10 protein-coding genes are annotated in these 16023 nt (G+C 70.7%); 4 read left to right on the top strand and 6 right to left on the bottom strand.

Annotated features, from left to right (window positions below; genetic code table 11):
- Positions 1-152 precede the first annotated feature (152 nt).
- Positions 153-776: a hypothetical protein gene (locus ACWCPW_RS00715; RefSeq protein ID WP_406295012.1), complete on the top strand. Its 624-nt coding sequence runs from the start codon at positions 153-155 to the stop codon at positions 774-776.
- A 260-nt stretch (positions 777-1036) separates the two neighbouring features.
- On the opposite strand, the gene ACWCPW_RS00710 is transcribed toward ACWCPW_RS00715, so the two are convergent.
- Positions 1037-2086, bottom strand: coding sequence for an LLM class F420-dependent oxidoreductase (locus ACWCPW_RS00710; protein WP_449759404.1), 1050 nt, complete (start codon positions 2084-2086; stop codon positions 1037-1039).
- A gap of 460 nt (positions 2087-2546) precedes the next feature.
- Here ACWCPW_RS00710 and ACWCPW_RS00705 point away from each other — a divergent pair, with 460 nt between their 5' ends.
- Both ACWCPW_RS00705 and ACWCPW_RS00700 read left to right on the top strand, forming a co-directional pair.
- A complete protein-coding gene (locus ACWCPW_RS00705) occupies positions 2547-3527 on the top strand; it encodes an aldo/keto reductase (protein WP_395863504.1) in 981 nt (326 codons plus the stop codon).
- A 1342-nt stretch (positions 3528-4869) separates the two neighbouring features.
- The gene (locus ACWCPW_RS00700; protein WP_449759403.1) at positions 4870-8397 is read left to right on the top strand and encodes a helix-hairpin-helix domain-containing protein; all 3528 of its coding nucleotides are present in this window, start codon (positions 4870-4872) and stop codon (positions 8395-8397) included.
- A gap of 130 nt (positions 8398-8527) precedes the next feature.
- Here the strand turns inward: ACWCPW_RS00700 and ACWCPW_RS00695 are convergent, their stop codons facing one another.
- The 5 genes from ACWCPW_RS00695 to ACWCPW_RS00675 all read right to left on the bottom strand — a co-directional run bounded on the left by ACWCPW_RS00695 (position 8528) and on the right by ACWCPW_RS00675 (position 15029).
- Positions 8528-9625, bottom strand: coding sequence for an ABC transporter ATP-binding protein (locus ACWCPW_RS00695; protein WP_449759402.1), 1098 nt, complete (start codon positions 9623-9625; stop codon positions 8528-8530).
- 1589 nt (positions 9626-11214) lie between these two features.
- A complete protein-coding gene (locus ACWCPW_RS00690; protein ID WP_449759401.1) occupies positions 11215-12027 on the bottom strand; it encodes an MOSC domain-containing protein in 813 nt (270 codons plus the stop codon).
- Between the two features lie 212 nt (positions 12028-12239).
- Entirely contained in the window at positions 12240-12776 is a 537-nt protein-coding gene (locus ACWCPW_RS00685; protein ID WP_449759400.1) for a DUF6643 family protein, read from the bottom strand.
- Between the two features lie 1020 nt (positions 12777-13796).
- Entirely contained in the window at positions 13797-14666 is an 870-nt protein-coding gene (locus tag ACWCPW_RS00680) for a hypothetical protein (protein WP_449759399.1), read from the bottom strand.
- Between the two features lie 36 nt (positions 14667-14702).
- Positions 14703-15029 carry a hypothetical protein gene (locus ACWCPW_RS00675; RefSeq protein ID WP_449759398.1) on the bottom strand — a complete coding sequence of 109 codons (327 nt, stop codon included), beginning with the start codon at positions 15027-15029 and terminating at the stop codon, positions 14703-14705.
- Positions 15030-15059: 30 nt separating this feature from the next.
- Between ACWCPW_RS00675 and ACWCPW_RS00670 the strand changes: the two genes are divergently transcribed.
- Positions 15060-15902 carry an ADP-ribosylglycohydrolase family protein gene (locus tag ACWCPW_RS00670; RefSeq protein ID WP_449759397.1) on the top strand — a complete coding sequence of 281 codons (843 nt, stop codon included), beginning with the start codon at positions 15060-15062 and terminating at the stop codon, positions 15900-15902.
- The last annotated feature ends 121 nt before the right edge of the window (positions 15903-16023 follow it).

The raw sequence follows: 16023 nt of genomic DNA, 5'->3' as shown, positions 1-16023 counted from the left end.
TGACCTCTGTACCGGCCGTGGCGGGGACGCACTGGACTCCCCCGCCGCGGCCTGATTTCGTTCTGTGATCGATCAAGCGGTGGACCCTGGCGCCGCCCACGCCGGACTCTCGTAGGCTTCTGCTTGTACAGACGCGGCGGAAGCAGGTGGGGATGTTCGGCAAGTCGGGCAGGCAGCGCACATCGGGAACGCGCCCGGCCCAGGTTCCGGGGGCCGGGGCCGCCGGGGCCGACTGGTCCTCGCATACCCACCTCGAGGACGCGGTGCGGTCCTACCTGCTGCACCCGGACGTGGCGATGGAGGCACTGGGCTCGGTGCTCGGCCGGCGCCCGGTGCGCGGCTTCACCCTCGAGCGGGTCGTGGACATCAACGCGAACGGCACCTCGGTATGGCAGGAGGCCGCCGTCTGCGACGACCGGCGGCTCGTGCTCTGGCACAGCGAGGACATGACCGACCCGTCCGCCCCCGGCGGCACGGTGCTGGACTCCTCCGTGCAGGTGATTCCGCTCGGCTCGGTGTCGCACGTCGGGATACGGACCCTGGTGGGCACCGACAACGACGGACGGCGGCAACTGCGCGGCGCGTTCGTCTTCCTGGCCACGCCGACCCTCCAGGAGATCGCCACCGTGCGCGGCGAGGACGGCGCGTCCACCGGCCGCTTCCGGCAGGAGGCGTACCGGTTCAGCAAGTCGCTGGAGGACGGCGGCCCGGGCCAGATCCGCCGCCTCCTGGAATTCGCCGAGGTGATCGCGGCGCGCGTACCCGGCCCGCGCTGACGAGTGCGCACGACACACCGGTAGGCGGCGGGCCCACATCGCGGAACCCGCCGCCTGCGGACTCGAACCGACCGGAGTAGTCGAACCGACCGGCGTACTCGAACCGGCCCATGTCGTCGACCGGGTCGGCCATCCCCGCCGAGGCGCGGAGCCAGGACGCCCCGGGCGCCCGGGACGCTCAGGACGTCCGGGACATCCAAGTCACGCGAGACGTACAAGACAGCCGAGGCACCTGGAGTCCCCAGGACCCGTAGGTCGCCTCAGGACCCCGTGCCCGACAACTCCAACGCCTCCGCCGCGAGCCGCAGCGCCGCGATCCGCTCGTCGAGGGTGTTGCCGTTCGGCGCGATCGTCAGCGTCGTGACACCCGTGTCGGCGTACGCCTGCATCCGCTCCGCGATCCGCTCCTTGCCGCCGAGCAGGCTGGTCTTGTCGATGAAGTCGTACGGGACGGCCGCGCCGGCGCCCGCGTAGTCCTTGGCCAGGAACTTGTCCTGGATCTCCTTGGCCTCGGCCTCGTAGCCCATCCGGACCGCGAGCCGGTTGTAGAAGTTCTGGTCCCGGCTGCCCATCCCGCCCACATACAGCGCGGCGTAACCGCGTACCTGGTCGGCGGCCTGCCGCGGGTCGTCGCCGATCACGAGCGGAACGGTGGGTACGACGTCGAAGTCGGCCATCGACGCGCCGGCCTTCTCCCGGCCCGCGCGGATGTGCTTGAGCGACTCCTCGGCGTGCTCCGGCGCGTAGAAGACGCCGAGCCAGCCGTCGGCGATCTCGCCGCTGAGTTCGAGGTTCTTCGGGCCCACGGCCGCGATGTACAGCGGGATGTGCTCGCGTACCGGGTGCACGGTGAGCTTGAGCGGCTTGCCCGGGCCGCCGGGCAGCGGCAGCGTCCAGTTGGCGCCCTGGTGGTCGACCCGCTCGCGGCGCATCGCCTTCCGGATCACCTCGACGTACTCGCGAGTGCGCGCGAGCGGCTTGTCGAACTTGACCCCGTACCAGCCCTCGGACACCTGCGGCCCGGACACGCCCAGCCCGAGCCGGAACCGGCCGTTGGAGAGTACGTCCAGGGTCGCGGCGGTCATCGCGGTCATGGTGGGCGTCCGGGCCGGGATCTGGAAGATCGCCGAGCCGACGTCGATCCTGGTGGTCTGCGCGGCGACCCAGGACAACACCGTGGCCGCGTCCGATCCGTAGGCCTCCGCAGCCCAGCAGACCGCGTAGTCGAGACGGTCGGCCTCCTGGGCCACCGCCAGGTTGTCGGCGTCGTTGCCGGCACCGAAGTAGCCGAGGTTGATACCGAGTCGCATATTCGCGGACCCCCTGTTCGACGTCTGTCCGACGTCTCTCTCACGCCTGGGCGGCGTTCGGTTGCTTTCGTATGACGTCGCGGTGTTCGTTGCCGCTCGGTTCGCTTGGTACTGCTACCGCTTGTTACTGCTTGTTGCCACCTACTACTACCTGTTACGGCTTGTTGTCGACCATTTCCCGAGTCATGCCCAGGCGGCGTCGGCGTACCGTCCGGCGTCGGCGTACCGTCCGGCCTCGGGGCGAACAACCGCCCGAATCGCCGCCAATGGCCACCCGAACAACCGCCCGAATCACCGGACGATCCGGGCAAGCCGAGCGGGACGATCCGGGCAAGCCGAGCAGGTCGCCTCGGCCGACCATATCGCGTGAGCTACCAGCCGGTAACCTACTCCGCCGGCATACCGCCGAACGGCCCCGCCAACGGCGGCACAGGGGAGGGAACGGCTAGTCTCCGGTGCCATGGAGCAGCGACATCTCGGCCGCACCGGCCTGCGGGTCTCCCGCATGGGCCTGGGCACCATGACGTGGGGACGAGACACGGACGAGCACGACGCGGCCGACCAGATGAAGGCATATCTGGACGCCGGCGGCAACCTCGTGGACACCGCCGACGTGTACGCGGACGGCGAGGCCGAGTACATGATCGGCCGGCTCCTGGACGGGTACATCCCGCGCTCGGAGCTGGTCATCGCAACCAAGGCCGCGAGCGTGCCGTACAGCGAACGCCGCTTCGACGGCTCGCGCGGACACCTGCTCCAAGCCCTCGACCACTCGCTGGCCCGCCTCGGCACCGACCACGTCGACCTGTGGCAGCTACACGCGTACGACCCGTCGACGCCGCTCGAGGAGACCCTGCACGCGCTCGACCTCGCGGTCACCAGCGGCCGGGCCCGCTACGTCGGCGTCTCCAACTTCTGCGGCTGGCAACTCGCGAAGGCCGCCACGTGGCAGTCCGCCGCCCCGGGCCGGGTGGTCGTGGCCAGCACCCAGATGGAGTACTCCCTGCTCCAACGCGGCATCGAACGCGAGGTCCTGCCGGCCGCCCTCGACCTGGGCGTCGGCCTGCTCCCGTGGTCACCCCTCGGCCGAGGCGTCCTGACCGGCAAATACCGCCACGCCATGCCCGCCGACTCCCGAGGCGCCTCCGCCCACATGGGCCCCTTCGTCGCCCCCTACCTCGACGACCACTCCCGCCGCATCGTCGACGCCCTCGCCACCGCCGCCGACGGCCTGGGCGCCGCCCCCATCGAGGTCGCCCTGTCCTGGGTCCGCGACCGCCCCGGCGTCGTCGCCCCGATCGTCGGCGCCCGCAACGCCACCCAACTCCGCGCCTCCCTGGCCGCCGAAGCAGTCGTCCTGCCCACCGAAATCCGCTCCGCCCTCGAAGACGTCTCCCAACCCATGACCGGCTACCCGGACCACACCTGGAGCCAGGCCTAACCCGCCGCCATCGCCGCCGGCCGGCGCGGCGTCGTGGGGAATGGGGGCTGCGCTCGCGCCACGCGGCGCACGCCGGCGCGGGCGGCTGGTACGGGGCCGGGTCGCGTCGGGCGGCGCACGCAGGCGCGGGTCGACCGGTATGGCGGGCCGGGCCGTATCGGATGACGTGCGCCGGCGCGGGCGGGTGGTTCGGGGCTGGGCTGTGTCGGACGCCGCACGCCGGTACGGGCGGGCTGGTTCAGGGCTGGGCTCCTCGAACGAGGCACGCCGGCGCAAGGCTGCCTGGTACGAGCGTCGGTCCGTGTCGGGCGGCGCGCGCCGGTACGGGTCGGCCGGTTCGGGGCTGGGCCGCTTCGGACCACGCGGGCCGGCGCGGTCGGCCGGTATGGGGGCTGGTCTGCGTTGGGCGACGGACGCCGGTGCGGGCGGCCGGTATGGGAGCTGTGCCGCGTCGGGCAGCGGTGCGGGCGGCTGGTTCGGGACTGGTCCGTGTCGGGCGGCGCGCGCCGGCGCGGCTCGGCCCGTATGGGGGCCGGTCTGCGTTGGGCGATGCGCGCTGGTGCGGGTGGCTGGTTCGGGGCTGGTCTGTGTCGGGCGATGCGTGCTTGTGCGGCTCGGCCGGTATGGGGGCGGGTCTGCGTTGGGCGGCGCACGCTGGTGCGGGTGGCTGGTTCGGGGCTGGGCTGTGTGTCGGGCGATGCGCGCTTGTGCGGGTCGCCCGGTTCGGGGCCGGCCTGCCTCGGACGAGGCAGGCCGGCGCGGGGCTGCCGGGCATGTGGGGGTGGGCCGCGTTGGGCGATGTACGCGGTGCGGGTCGGCCGGGTTCGGGGGCTGGGCTTCGGACGGCGCACGCTGCACGGGGCTTCCGGTTCGCCAGTGCCGGCGCCAGCGCCAGCGTCGGCGATGTCGGCGCGAGGCGGCGGCGCGGTGGGCGGCCTGGTTCGCCGTCCGGTGAGGGTCCGTCGGCAGGGACGCGGGGTTTGCCCTCGGCGGATCGAGGCCGCCGACACAAGGCTGCCTCGCTTGGAGCGGAGGCCGGGTGCGTCCCGCGCGTGAGGTAGGCCGTGGGTACGTTGCTGGGGCGCCGGCGGTCCTGAGCGGTCTTGATCAATCGAGGCGGTAGCCGAGCGTCCGGTGGATTCGTATGAGTTGAGGCGGGTTTTCGGTGCGGCGGGAAGCGTCGGGAGATTGGGGTACGGCAGTTTGGGACCATCGATCCCGGTGCGCGTCGGTGATGCCGGCGCGGCCGGTGGTATTTCGGGGCGTTCGAGCGAACGAGTTTGGGTCGGGTGTGGTTGACGTGAGTACGGGTGGCGTTGGTGGTGCAGGTGGTGGTGTCGGCATGAACGACGGCGACATGGAAAGCGGCCCGCAGGACGCCGTCGAACCCAAGGCCGACGAACGGGGCGGCGCCGAAGGCCGATCCGGGGGCAAGGGGACATCCCGGGCCGTCGAGTCCGCGCTCTCCAACCCGGAGGCCGCCTCGACCGAGGCCCCCGAGGTCCGTCCGAAGCCCGACCCGGTGGCCCTCCTACGCGATCAACTCGCAAGGCTGGCGCGCGGCGAAGCCCCGACAGTCGTCGGCGGCGTCGACCACATCGATACCCCACACGGGGACGGCGCCGAGCGCGCTCGCAGACGTACCGCGTTGGCCGCCGAAGCCGCCGCAGCCGCAGCCCTCGCCGCCGCCGAAGCCGCCGCGCGCGAGGAGAACGCCACCGGCGCATCGTCGACCAACGAAAAGAGCACCGCTCTCCACACCCGCCCGCTGCGCGACGTCGAACTGCCACCAACCGCACACACCGAGAGCACCGCTCACAACCCTCCACGCACAGCCTCGACCACGGACAACACCCCCACCGCAGCGCCAAATCACGCCACCGAGAGCACCGCTCTCGCCCCTGAACACATCGCAAACCCACCCGCAGCGCCACCCGCCGACGACAAGCCGAGCACCGGGCGAAACGCATCCCCCGAGAGCACCGCTCTCGCTGCTTCGGACGCCGTGAGCCCACCGCCGTACCCGGCCGCCGGCGACAGGCAGGGTGGGGCGCGGGACCCCCTCGCGCAGAGCACTGCTCTCGCTACTTCGGACGCCGCGAGCGCACCTCAGCCCCCTTCCGCCGCCGACGAGCCGGATGAGGAGCATGGCGGCCACGCCGAAAGCACTGCTCTCGCCTCTTCTGATGCCGCGAACGCAACGTTGGCCGCACCTGTCGGCAATGGATCCGGTGAGGTGCAGACCAGTGCAACCGGGACCACTCCCTTTGCCACTTCGGACGCTGCAAGCCCACCTCCGTCCCCCGCTGCCGGCGACGGGCCGGGTGGGGCGCAGAGCCCCCTCGCGGAGAGCACTGCTCTCGCTGCTTCGGACGCCCTGAGCGCACCGTCGCCCCCGGCGGCCGGCGACAGGCAGGGTGGGGCGCGGGACCCCCTCGCGGAGAGCACTGCTCTCGCCTCGTCGGAAATCGCTGGTGCAACATCGGCCTCGGTTGCTGGTGGCGAATCTGCCGAAGCCCAAGACCGCAGCGTCGAGAGCACTGCTCTCGGTAATTCGGCAGCCCAAGACCGCCACGCCGAGAGCACTGCTCTCGGTAATTCGGCGACCGATCGCGGTGAGCCGAAGCCGGATGCTGAGAGCAGCGCTCTCGTCGACGGAAACCGCTCCGCAGTGCGATCGAGCCCCGCTCCCGAGAGCACCGCTCTCGAAGCCTCGTCCGCCTCTGAGGCAATCTCGGAAGCCGAGAGCAGTGCTCACGCTGATTCGATCGAAACCGGTTCGATCCCGAATCGAGAAGCCGAGAGCACCGCTCTCGACGGCTCGGGCAGTGTAGGAGGGGCAGGTCGGGAGAGCGGTGCTCTGAGTGGAGAGCGGTGGCACCCAGGGGGTGGGGCGCAGGCGCACGTCGAGGCCGGACCGGCTTCGGGGGGCGGAGTTGCTCGGCCGAGTTCGCGTGGCGACGACAGTGTCGGCGCCGGCGGTTGGGGAGGACCCGGCATCGGGGGCGAAGCGGATGTAGCTGCGGCTGCGGAATCCGCGGCAGGTGCAGCGACAACAGCGGCGCCGACACCGCCGCCCGACCCGGCCAGGCGGCCCTTCGCCGCCGTCGTCGCCGATGTCGCCCGGCTCTTGGTCGCAGCCGGGGCACCCGAGCGGATGGCGTCGCAGGTGGCCACGGCGCTGGGCAGCGAGGCCGCAGAGATGTTGGCGGCCGATCCGTGGGCACTGCTCGCGGTGCCCGGGATCGCCCCTCAGCAGGCCGACCTGTTTGCCCGCGGGGCGCTCGGCGCCGGATGGATCGCCGACGATCCGCGGCGGGTGCGCGCGATCGTGTTGTGGTTGCTGCGGCGGGCCGCTCGACAGGGCGATACCGCGATCGAGGCGGATGCCGCCCGGGCGGCGCTCGCGCACTTCGAGGTCGGTGACCCCGATACCGCGTTGCGGGCCATACTCGCCGAGGGCCGCGTGATGGCCTTTGCCGCAGCGCCCGCGGCGCCGGCGGGGCTTGTGGAGGATGACGGCGACTTCGGCGCAATCGGCGAAATCGGCGAATCCGAGGACGACTTCGATGCGGACTTCGACGAAGGATTCGAAGAACCCGACGAACTCGCCGCCGTGGGTGGTGTCTTGCTTGCCTTGGACGACTACGCCCTCGCCGAGGAGGCCATTGCCGAAGCGGTCGTCCGGCTGATGTCCACGGTCGAACCGTGGCCGGAGACCGGCGACACCAAGCTCGATCGCGCGTTGGGTACGAACGGCGTCCTCCTGTACGCCGCGGGCCCCGGCGAGGAACCGCCGGCCGCGATCCTGACCGTCGCCGCGAACGCTCGGAACGCCGGACTGCGGGTGGCCGTCGTCGCACCGACCATCGACGGCCGGGACCGACTCGGCGCAGGTGCGGTCGGACTCCGGGAATTGGCCGCGATGGAGCGCGGCCCGGACGGCACCCTCGAACTCGACCTTCTCGTCGTCACCGACGCGACGCTGCTCGACGTCACCGCCGCCGCCGCGATCTTCGAGGCCGTACCGGACGGCGCCAGGCTACTGCTGGCCGGCGACCCGGCCGGCCTCGAATCAACGGGTCCGGGACGGGTGTTCACCGACCTGGCGGCCACCGGTGCGGTCCGCGCGCTGGTTGCTCCGACGGTTCCCGACGATCCGCCGGCGGCGCTTGCCGACGGCATTCGGGACGGCCGGCTGCCTCCGATCCAGGATCCCGAACGCCGCGTCGTACTGATCCCCGCCCACAGCGGTGAGGAGGCCGCCCATCGGTGCGCGCAGTTGGTCGCCGACTCGATTCCGCGGGCGATCGGGATCGCGGCCCGGGACGTACTCGTGGTCGCCCCCCTCGCGACCGGTCCCGCCGGTGCGACCGCGCTGAATGCCGCGCTCAAGGCCAGGCTCAACCCGGGCCGCGAAACGGGCCCTGGGGTGGGGAGTTCCGCCATGTCCGGCGACGGTGGGATCGGCACGATCGACGTCGGGGACCGCGTGATTCGGGCCAGGCCCGACACAAGTGGTGGTGTGGTTCAGGGAATTGTCCGCGAGGCGCTTCCCGACGGCCGGGTGGTGGTGGCCTTCGGTACGGCGGCCCCGGAAGCCGTTCGGCGAGCCGAGCTGCGTCATGGCTGGGCCTTGACGGCGCGTCAATCCCTTGGCGTCCGCCGCCCGGCGGCGGTCGTCGTACTTCCCGCCGAGGGTGCCGACGCTTACACCCGAGCCCTCATGTACACCCTCGTCACCCGAGGCGAACAGCACGTCTCGATCGTCCACGCGGCCGGCCCCGCACTCGCTGCCGCGGTCGCCGCCGACCCGACTCGTCTGCGAACCACCCATCTCCAGCAGGCGTTGCGCGAGGCCGCGGGCTGAGTCGACATCCGTGACGCCGCCCGGGCCGTGCGGGATGGCGGCTCGGACGCGGGTCCGGAGCGACGGACGGGCCGATGCGAGCAGGCGCCGGGCGGATGCGGAAAGGCGCGGGGAGGGTGAGGAAGTCGGGTCAGTCGGCCAGGCGTTCGCCCGTGGACTTCGAGAACTTGTGGATCTCGTCGGCGCGAGGGGTGAGGCGAAGGGTTTCGCCCTTCTGGGGAACGTTGGCGCCGGCGACGCGGACGACCAATGTGGTGGGCGTGCCGCCGACCTGGGCAGTGCCGTATACGTAGGCGTCGGAGCCGAGTTCCTCGACGACGTCGACCGTGATGGCCAGGCCGCGCGCGTCCGTGCCCGAGGTGACCTCAAGGTGTTCGGGACGGATGCCGATCGTGATTCGGTCGGCGTTCTCGGTCCGGGCGGTTGCCTGCGCCTCGTGGGTGAGCGGGACCAGGACGTCGCCGAAACGGATGCCGCCCTCGGTCAGTTCCGCGTCGATCAGGTTCATCGAGGGTGAGCCGATGAAGCCGGCGACGAATACGTTGATGGGGCGCTCATACATCTGGCGCGGCGTCGCGACCTGCTGGAGGATGCCGTCCTTCAGCACGGCGACGCGGTCGCCCATGGTCATCGCCTCGACCTGATCGTGCGTCACGTAGACCGTCGTCGTACCCAACCGCCTTTGCAGACCCGCAATTTGGATGCGTGTCTGGACGCGGAGCTTGGCGTCGAGGTTGGACAGGGGTTCGTCCATCAGGAACACGCGGGGCTCGCGTACGATCGCGCGGCCCATCGCGACGCGTTGGCGCTGGCCGCCGGACAAGGCCTTCGGCTTGCGATCGAGGTACTCGGTGAGGTCGAGGATCTTCGCGGCCTCGGTGACTCGGCGGGCGATCTCGTCCTTGGACTGATGTGCGATCTTGAGCGCGAAGGCCATGTTCTCGGCCACCGTCATGTGCGGGTAGAGCGCGTAGTTCTGGAACACCATCGCGATGTCACGCTCTTTGGGTTCGAGGTTCGTGACGTCGCGGTCGCCGATCCGGATCGCGCCGGAGTTCACGTCCTCCAGGCCCGCGAGCATGCGGAGAGCGGTGCTTTTGCCGGAGCCGGACGGGCCGACCAGGACCAGGAATTCCCCGTCGCCGATGTCGAGCGAGAGGTTGTCGACGGCGGGCTTGTCGCCCTTGGTGTACCGGCGGGTCGCGCGGTCGAACGTGACGGTGGCCATGTGGTCGTGTCCCCTCACCCGGCAGGAACGTGCCGGACGGTCCGAGGTAGTGGGGGAATCAGCGTGCCCGGTGCCGCGCGGCCCGGTACGGCGCTGGATAAGGGCGCGCGGGAGGAGCCACCCGCCTGGGTGACGCCTGTGCGCCAAGTGGCGGTGCGGTACTGCGGTGCGGCAAGGGCCGGGACGAGGGAGGCGTCACCGGGCCGTGCGCACCGGTGCCCGTGACGCCGAACCGGGGTGGGTAGGGGGACGGTTGGGTCGATGCGTCGGTCGGCGGGCCGGCCACGTGCCCCGGCCGGCCGACGGCCTTCGTCCGACGACGGTTCGGTTTCCCGCCGCCGGGCGTGATGGCCGAGGGTACGAGCGGGGCGGAGCGACGGAAGGCCGGGGACGGACGGGCGCCCGCGCGTCGAACAGCTCTGCCGCACAGTCGCCTTCGGGCGCCGATGGATGGCCACGTGATACCGGCCCGGACGTCAGCCCCGCGTCGAGTGGCGGCGTGTGATGGCTCGGTGGGCGGGCGTACTGGTGCCTCGTGCATGGATAGCCGGCCGCTGCCGCTCGACCGGGGTGTGCTCGTGGATTGTTTCGGGCTCAACCCTCCTGAGCGAGCGAACAGGCGGGCGCTGCTGATGCCGATGCGGGGTTGGGCGGGCGGGTCCGGTGGGGGTGAAGGGAGTGCATCGGCGCCTCTTCGGAGTGACGGGGTGTCACATGCGTCGTCGATGTGCCGGTCGCCGAATGACGGTTCGCTTGCGTCGCCGTGGGGGTGCCGCTGCGTGCCGCCTCGTGGCCTGCCGCCGTTGGTTGCTGTCCGTCCGCCAGGCCGGAGCCCGGCGCGTGCCGCTCCGCCGCCGGCGGCGAAGCGTGGCATCCACTGGTGATGGGACGTTCGCCGGATCCCGGCGCGTCGGCCGCCCTCCGTCGTAGACCTCTCGGCCGACAGGAGCGCCCATCGGCACCAGGCCTGGCGTGGGATCGAACTGGACGGACGACCGTACGGTGGGGGCGACTTCCGATCAGCGCGCGCCGAATAGCCACCTTTCGCGCGCCGGCACGCCGACGGATGGCCAAGTCGTGCGGATGCCTTGCCGGGCTGAGGAGCCGCCATCCGCTTGAGCCACGGGCGTTGCGCTACCCGGCGCGAAATGCTGCGTCGCCGCCGGGCGCCCGGCTGCCCGGCCATGGGCCGTCGGCCGTGGGCCGCTTGCCCTCCGTCGGCCAAGCCGCGAGGGCTGATGGCACGTGTGCTCGAACCTTCGTACGCTCCGGCCGTTCCTGCCGGCGTCGGCTCGGATGGGGCGGTTGTGCATGGCGCGGCGGTGTGCCAACGGCCGGCTGCCGTCGGTGCAACCCGAACGACGGTGCCCTACCGCCGCCTTCAGGCAACGGTGCGCGCGGCTCGGTCCCACCGGCGAAATGCCTCTCCGTACGTGCTCACTTCGTCGAGCAGCGTCTTGCCTGATCTCGAACGGACGTGCGGAAGCCGAGTCGGGGCCGGTGTGCGATGGTGGTCCATCCGTGTCGATGCACGGTTCCGGTCTCGGGTCTCGGGTTTCCGTGCCGGGTGTCGAGTGCTCGTGGGTCGGTCAGTTGCTTTCGAGGACCTCTACGAGGGCGCCGACGTGGAGGATGGCCTTGGTGTTCGGGGAGAGTTCGGGGATCAGGTTCTGGCCGAAAATGAGCTTGTTGCCGAATCGGCGGTGTTTTCCGAGGGACTTGAGTGGTTCGGGGCCACGTTCGCCGGTGCGTTGGTCGGTCGTGGTGATCACGCAACGCGAACACGGCTTGACGACACGGAAGGTGACGTCACCGATTCGGATTCGGCGCCAGTCGTCCTCGGCCCAGCCTTCGGGTCCGTCGATGACGACGTTGGGGCGGAAGCGGTTCATCGGCAGCGGCGAATCCATGACGGAATTCAGCGATTCGAGTGAACCCGTCGTAGTCAGCAGCAGCGGAAATCCGTCCGCGAAACTCACCCGATCGGACGCATCCGCGAAGCGCTGATCGGGCGTTCGTCGCGTGGGGTCGTCGAGATGCACCAGCCGAACGTCGATGCCCAGCAGCTTTCCGAACCATGTGTGCGCGTCATCCAGGCCGAGGGCGGCCTCGAGTTCGTCGTTCCAGACGGTCACCGGGGCGAGCCGGACCTCGGCAGTCGGCTCGATCCACAGTTCGTCCATCGAGGGCGCGCTTACGGCGAGTCGCCCGTCCGCCTCCTGACGTACCGTCACGGTCGCGAGCAGTGGCTGCTTGCGCTGGCTGACGAATCGTCCGGTCTCGTCCACGAGCATCCAACGCCGGTCGTCGGCAAGACCCCAGGGTTCGACCACGGCCTCGGAGAGGTCGATACCGCGTGCGGACTTGATCGGATACACGTGCAAGGAGGCGAGGTGGTACATGCGTTCACTTCTTCACGCCGGTCCGGGGAGGCCGGCGGGGGATCGGTGCGACGCCGCCCTGCTCGGGAGGTGCCACACGACGTGCGGTGGAGCGACTCGATGCCCGACGCGATCCCGACTCGTGCACGTGGCGACGGGTCGGATCCGCACGAGTTGTCGAGTACGTACGGCTTGTGCAGCCAACCGGCGGGGTCCTACGGCCGGTGCGCGAATCAGTAGCGAGGCGGGAACTGGCCCGGCTCACCCATGTTCGGCACGCGCGGCGTCGGGACCTGCGGCGGTTGTACGTACTGCGCGGCGTACTGCCCGGCGCCGGGCTGCGGCGCCTGGTGCACGGCCTGCTGGGGTGCCTGCGGCGCGGCCGGGGCCATCGACGCGTAGCCCGACATGTGCGCGTTGTTGTACTGGCCGCCGCCGTACTGCGGGGAGGCGCCGCCGTATTGCGCCGGTACCGGCAGCGGGGCGGGCAGCGAGGGCATCGGGGCCGGCGTGTTGTAGCCGTAGCCCGGGGCCGACGCGCCGTACGCGGACCCGTACGCCGGAGCGGGCGACGAGTACGAGGACGGCAGGGCCGGGAGGGCGGGGAGCGCCGGTCGTTCGCCGAAGAGCGGGTGCATGGCGAAGTCCGGCATGGGGAGGTTGAAGGGGCCGATCTCCGGCCGGCCCCGTTCGGCCACCAGCCGGTCGTAGATCGGGGTCTCCGAATACGGCGAGTAGATGCCGCCGTCATAGGCGCGAGCCGAGGTCATGGCCGATAAGGTACGCGATTCGCGGCGCTTGCGAACCCCCTGGGTCGTGACGAATTTCAGCGGGTCGCGTCTGAACTTCGTCAAGCCTTGCCAATGGCCTCGGCCGGGGTGGTTCCGTAGCCTGCGCAGGGCATGTGATAGGGCGTCATATTTGGGTCGAATCCGCCGTGTCGGGCGTCTGGCCTTTCGCCAAACGGCCGGCGCATGATGCGGTACGAGCGGGCTTCGTCACCCGGAGTCGCGATCGGCTGCCGGGTGGCGAGGTCGTGAACGTCCCGGGCAGCGCCGCCCGCCGGTCGGTGCCGGCCTGCCCACCCGGTCGGGGAGGACTACGTGCGGCACGACTCGCAAGAGGCGAAGGACGGGCGCGGCGAAGGGCGGCAGGTGCAGGTGCAGGCACTGGGTCGGGCGCGCGATCGGGATGGGGATCGGGAGCGGGCTCGCATCCGGCGGGGGCGGTGGGGAGGGTCGGCGGCGCGGGACGCGGAGGGTGTTGCGGAGGCGCGGGCCGTGCGGGCGGTGGGGGCGGTACGGCAGGACGGGGGCGCTTCGTCGGAGGACTCGGGCGTGCCGCGCGTGTCGGACGTGGCCGATCCGTCGGGCGTGCCGGATGCCGCGGATGGTGGAGCGGGTGCCGGCGGTGGCGTGGGTGGGACGGCGGACGGCCGCGGTGATCGGGGCGTGGCGGAGCCGGTGCGGGAGCTGCCGGCGTCGCGCTTGGTGTCGCGGGGCGACGGGGGTCGAGATTCGGACGACTTCGGGTCGGGCCGTCGAAGGCTGATTGGTCGAAGGCCGGGCGGTCGAAGGCGGGGCGGGAGTGACCGGGGCCGGGATCGCGCGGTGGGCGATGGCGAGGCCGCAGCCGCAGACGGGGCCGGGAATGGGGTCGGCCGTGCGGACAAAAGCTTGGGCAGTGGCGCTCCCGCCGTAAGCGATTCTCGTGGTGATGACCGGAGCGGGCGGGGCGGAACTCGCGGCGTCGGCGGCGGCATCGGCGACGCGTCGGCGGTCGGCGTCGAACTAGGTACGAGTTACTTGGATCGTGACGGTCGGAGCCGCCGCGTCGTGGTTCGAGGTGGTGCTGGAGCTCCGGGTGATCGCGTGCGGGTCGGCGTTGATCGTGACGGTCCGGCTTTCGGCGACCGAACGCGATTTCCTCGGCGACAAGATCGTCTGTCCCAAGACGATCGGCTCGGCGATGGTCGGTCCGGAGACGACCGGCGCCGTGGCTCGCGGCTGCCCGATGATCGGACTGATGATCGTCGGGCGCCAGATCGTCTGCCGCAAGACGATCCGACCGGCGATCGTTGGGCTCCCGATGATGGGCGACGAGACGTTCGCGAGGGAGATCGTGCGGAGCCAGGTGAACGCTCCGACAGCGGTCGAGTTCCAGGTGGCGGGGCGATGCGCACCGACCGAGATCAGGGTGGTGGGGCGCGAGATGATCGCGAGCGAGATCGTCTGACGGCAGACGATTGGAGCGGCGATGGTATGGCTCGAGAACGACGAATCGATGGTGGTCGAACCGGCGGGAGTGGGACCTTGGGCGACCGAGTTCACGGTGGGCGGGCGCAGGATGGTCGGGACCGAGACCGTCTGGAGGGGGATCGCATCGGCCGAGATCGTCTTGACCGAGATCATCTGAATCAAGGTCGTCCGGGGCGAGACCTTCTTGGGGAAGACCGCCTTGATCGAGAGCGTCTTGTGGGAGGTCGTCTTGAGCAAGACCGTCTTGCTCAAGGCCGTCTTATGCAAGACGGTCTTGCTCAAGACGTTGTTGTTCGGGATGGTGCTTCCGCGGGTCGTCTTGCTCAAGACGGTGCTGTCTTGGGTGGTGCTGATCCGGACGGCGCCGACCGAGATCGTCTTGCTCAAGATCGTCTTGCGCAAGATCGGGTGGATCGAAGTCGTCTTGGCCGAGACCGTCTAGAACGGCAGCGTCTTGGGCGAGATGAAACCGGCCGCGACGAAACAAATCTGAATAAATCGCATCTTGATAAACCGAATCGAGATGAACTGAATCAGAACGAACCTGCGCGAAGTGTGCCGTTCCGGAGTGAGCCGAAGCGGCGGCGATCGCCGCAGGATGCCCCGGCCCGAGTCGCTCGGAGCCGCAACGGTCGCTCGGATGACGGCGATCCGTTCCTGGACGACGCGCTCCCCCCGGACGGGGCCATCGATCCGCCGCCGCCCGGTGCTGCGTTGCTGGATCGCATCCATGGCGGCTGGATCGGACGTTGCCTTGGTGCCCATGAGGCGTCGCGTATCCCGGGTGGGTCGGGTGTGCCGGATGCCGCTCGCGCGGAGGACCGTAGCGACGCGATGGATCGGGCGGTGCTGAGTCTGCGGGTGCTGGAGTTGCACGGGCCGGGCTTCACGAGTGCGCAGGTCGGGGCGTTGTGGTTGTTGACGTTGCCGTTCCTGCGTCCGCGTCCGGCGGAGCAGGCCGCGTATCTGGCTTTGCTGGGTGGTGCGTTGCCGCCGGCGACGGCTTCCGCCGGGAGTGCCGGCGGCGGTACCGATGAGGCGATGGCGCGAGCGGACCTGTACGGGTACGTGGCCCCGGGCGATCCCAGGCGGGCGGCGCGGCTGGCGCGTAAGGACGCGGTTGTGTCGCATGCGGGTGAGGGGCTGTATGCCGCGATGTGGAGTGCGGCACTTGCGGCGGCTGCGTTCACGGCGCGGGATGCGGCGCAGGCGGTGGGTGTGTCGTTGCGGCATGTGCCGCTCGAATCGCGGTTGTCGGGTGCGATTCAGGGTGTTCTGGTCGCGTATACGCGTGGGCGGACCTGGGAGCAGGCTGCGGCCGAGGTGCATCGGCGCTACGGCAGCGCCGCGCGTGGGGACGTGCTCGGGAACGCCTGCCTGGTTGCGGCGGGGTTGCTTTGGGGTGATGGGGATCCGTGTCGGCAGATCGGCCTGACGGTGCGTGGGGGATTGGACATCCAGACCACCGCGCCGGTGGCGGGTTCGATCGCCGGGGCACTGTACGGCGCGGAGGCGGGCTGGCCGTCGATGGCGCCGAGTCGGGTCAGGACCGGGCTGCCGGGCCAAGAGGCCTGCGTACTTGCGGAGTTGGCGCAGCGAACCCTTGCGGTGAGCCGCGCGGAGGCGCCTTTGTGGTGAGCGCTGGGTGGAGGCGCGCGTGTGTGATGGGGCTTGGTGCTGGTCCTGGATGTGTTGGTGGGGTAGGTGGCGAAGGGGCGACACGGGGTGCGGTTCGACTGGCCGGACGACGTGACCCCGC

It is taken from the genome of Embleya sp. NPDC001921, from assembly GCF_053594475.1.
Note: the sequence above shows the minus strand (reverse complement) of the source record. Positions and strands in the feature narration are given on the sequence as shown.

Bases quoted from the DNA above. Each gene is read 5' to 3' on its own strand.
- ACWCPW_RS00705 (WP_395863504.1), top strand. From the start codon at position 2,547: ATGGAGCAGCGACATCTCGGCCGCACCGGCCTGCGGGTCTCCCGCATG.
- ACWCPW_RS00695 (WP_449759402.1), bottom strand. From the start codon at position 9,625: ATGGCCACCGTCACGTTCGACCGCGCGACCCGCCGGTACACCAAGGGC.
- ACWCPW_RS00675 (WP_449759398.1), bottom strand. From the start codon at position 15,029: ATGGGCACCAAGGCAACGTCCGATCCAGCCGCCATGGATGCGATCCAG.
- ACWCPW_RS00700 (WP_449759403.1), top strand. From the start codon at position 4,870: ATGAACGACGGCGACATGGAAAGCGGCCCGCAGGACGCCGTCGAACCC.
- ACWCPW_RS00710 (WP_449759404.1), bottom strand. From the start codon at position 2,086: ATGCGACTCGGTATCAACCTCGGCTACTTCGGTGCCGGCAACGACGCC.
- ACWCPW_RS00685 (WP_449759400.1), bottom strand. From the start codon at position 12,776: ATGACCTCGGCTCGCGCCTATGACGGCGGCATCTACTCGCCGTATTCG.
- ACWCPW_RS00715 (WP_406295012.1), top strand. From the start codon at position 153: ATGTTCGGCAAGTCGGGCAGGCAGCGCACATCGGGAACGCGCCCGGCC.
- ACWCPW_RS00690 (WP_449759401.1), bottom strand. From the start codon at position 12,027: ATGTACCACCTCGCCTCCTTGCACGTGTATCCGATCAAGTCCGCACGC.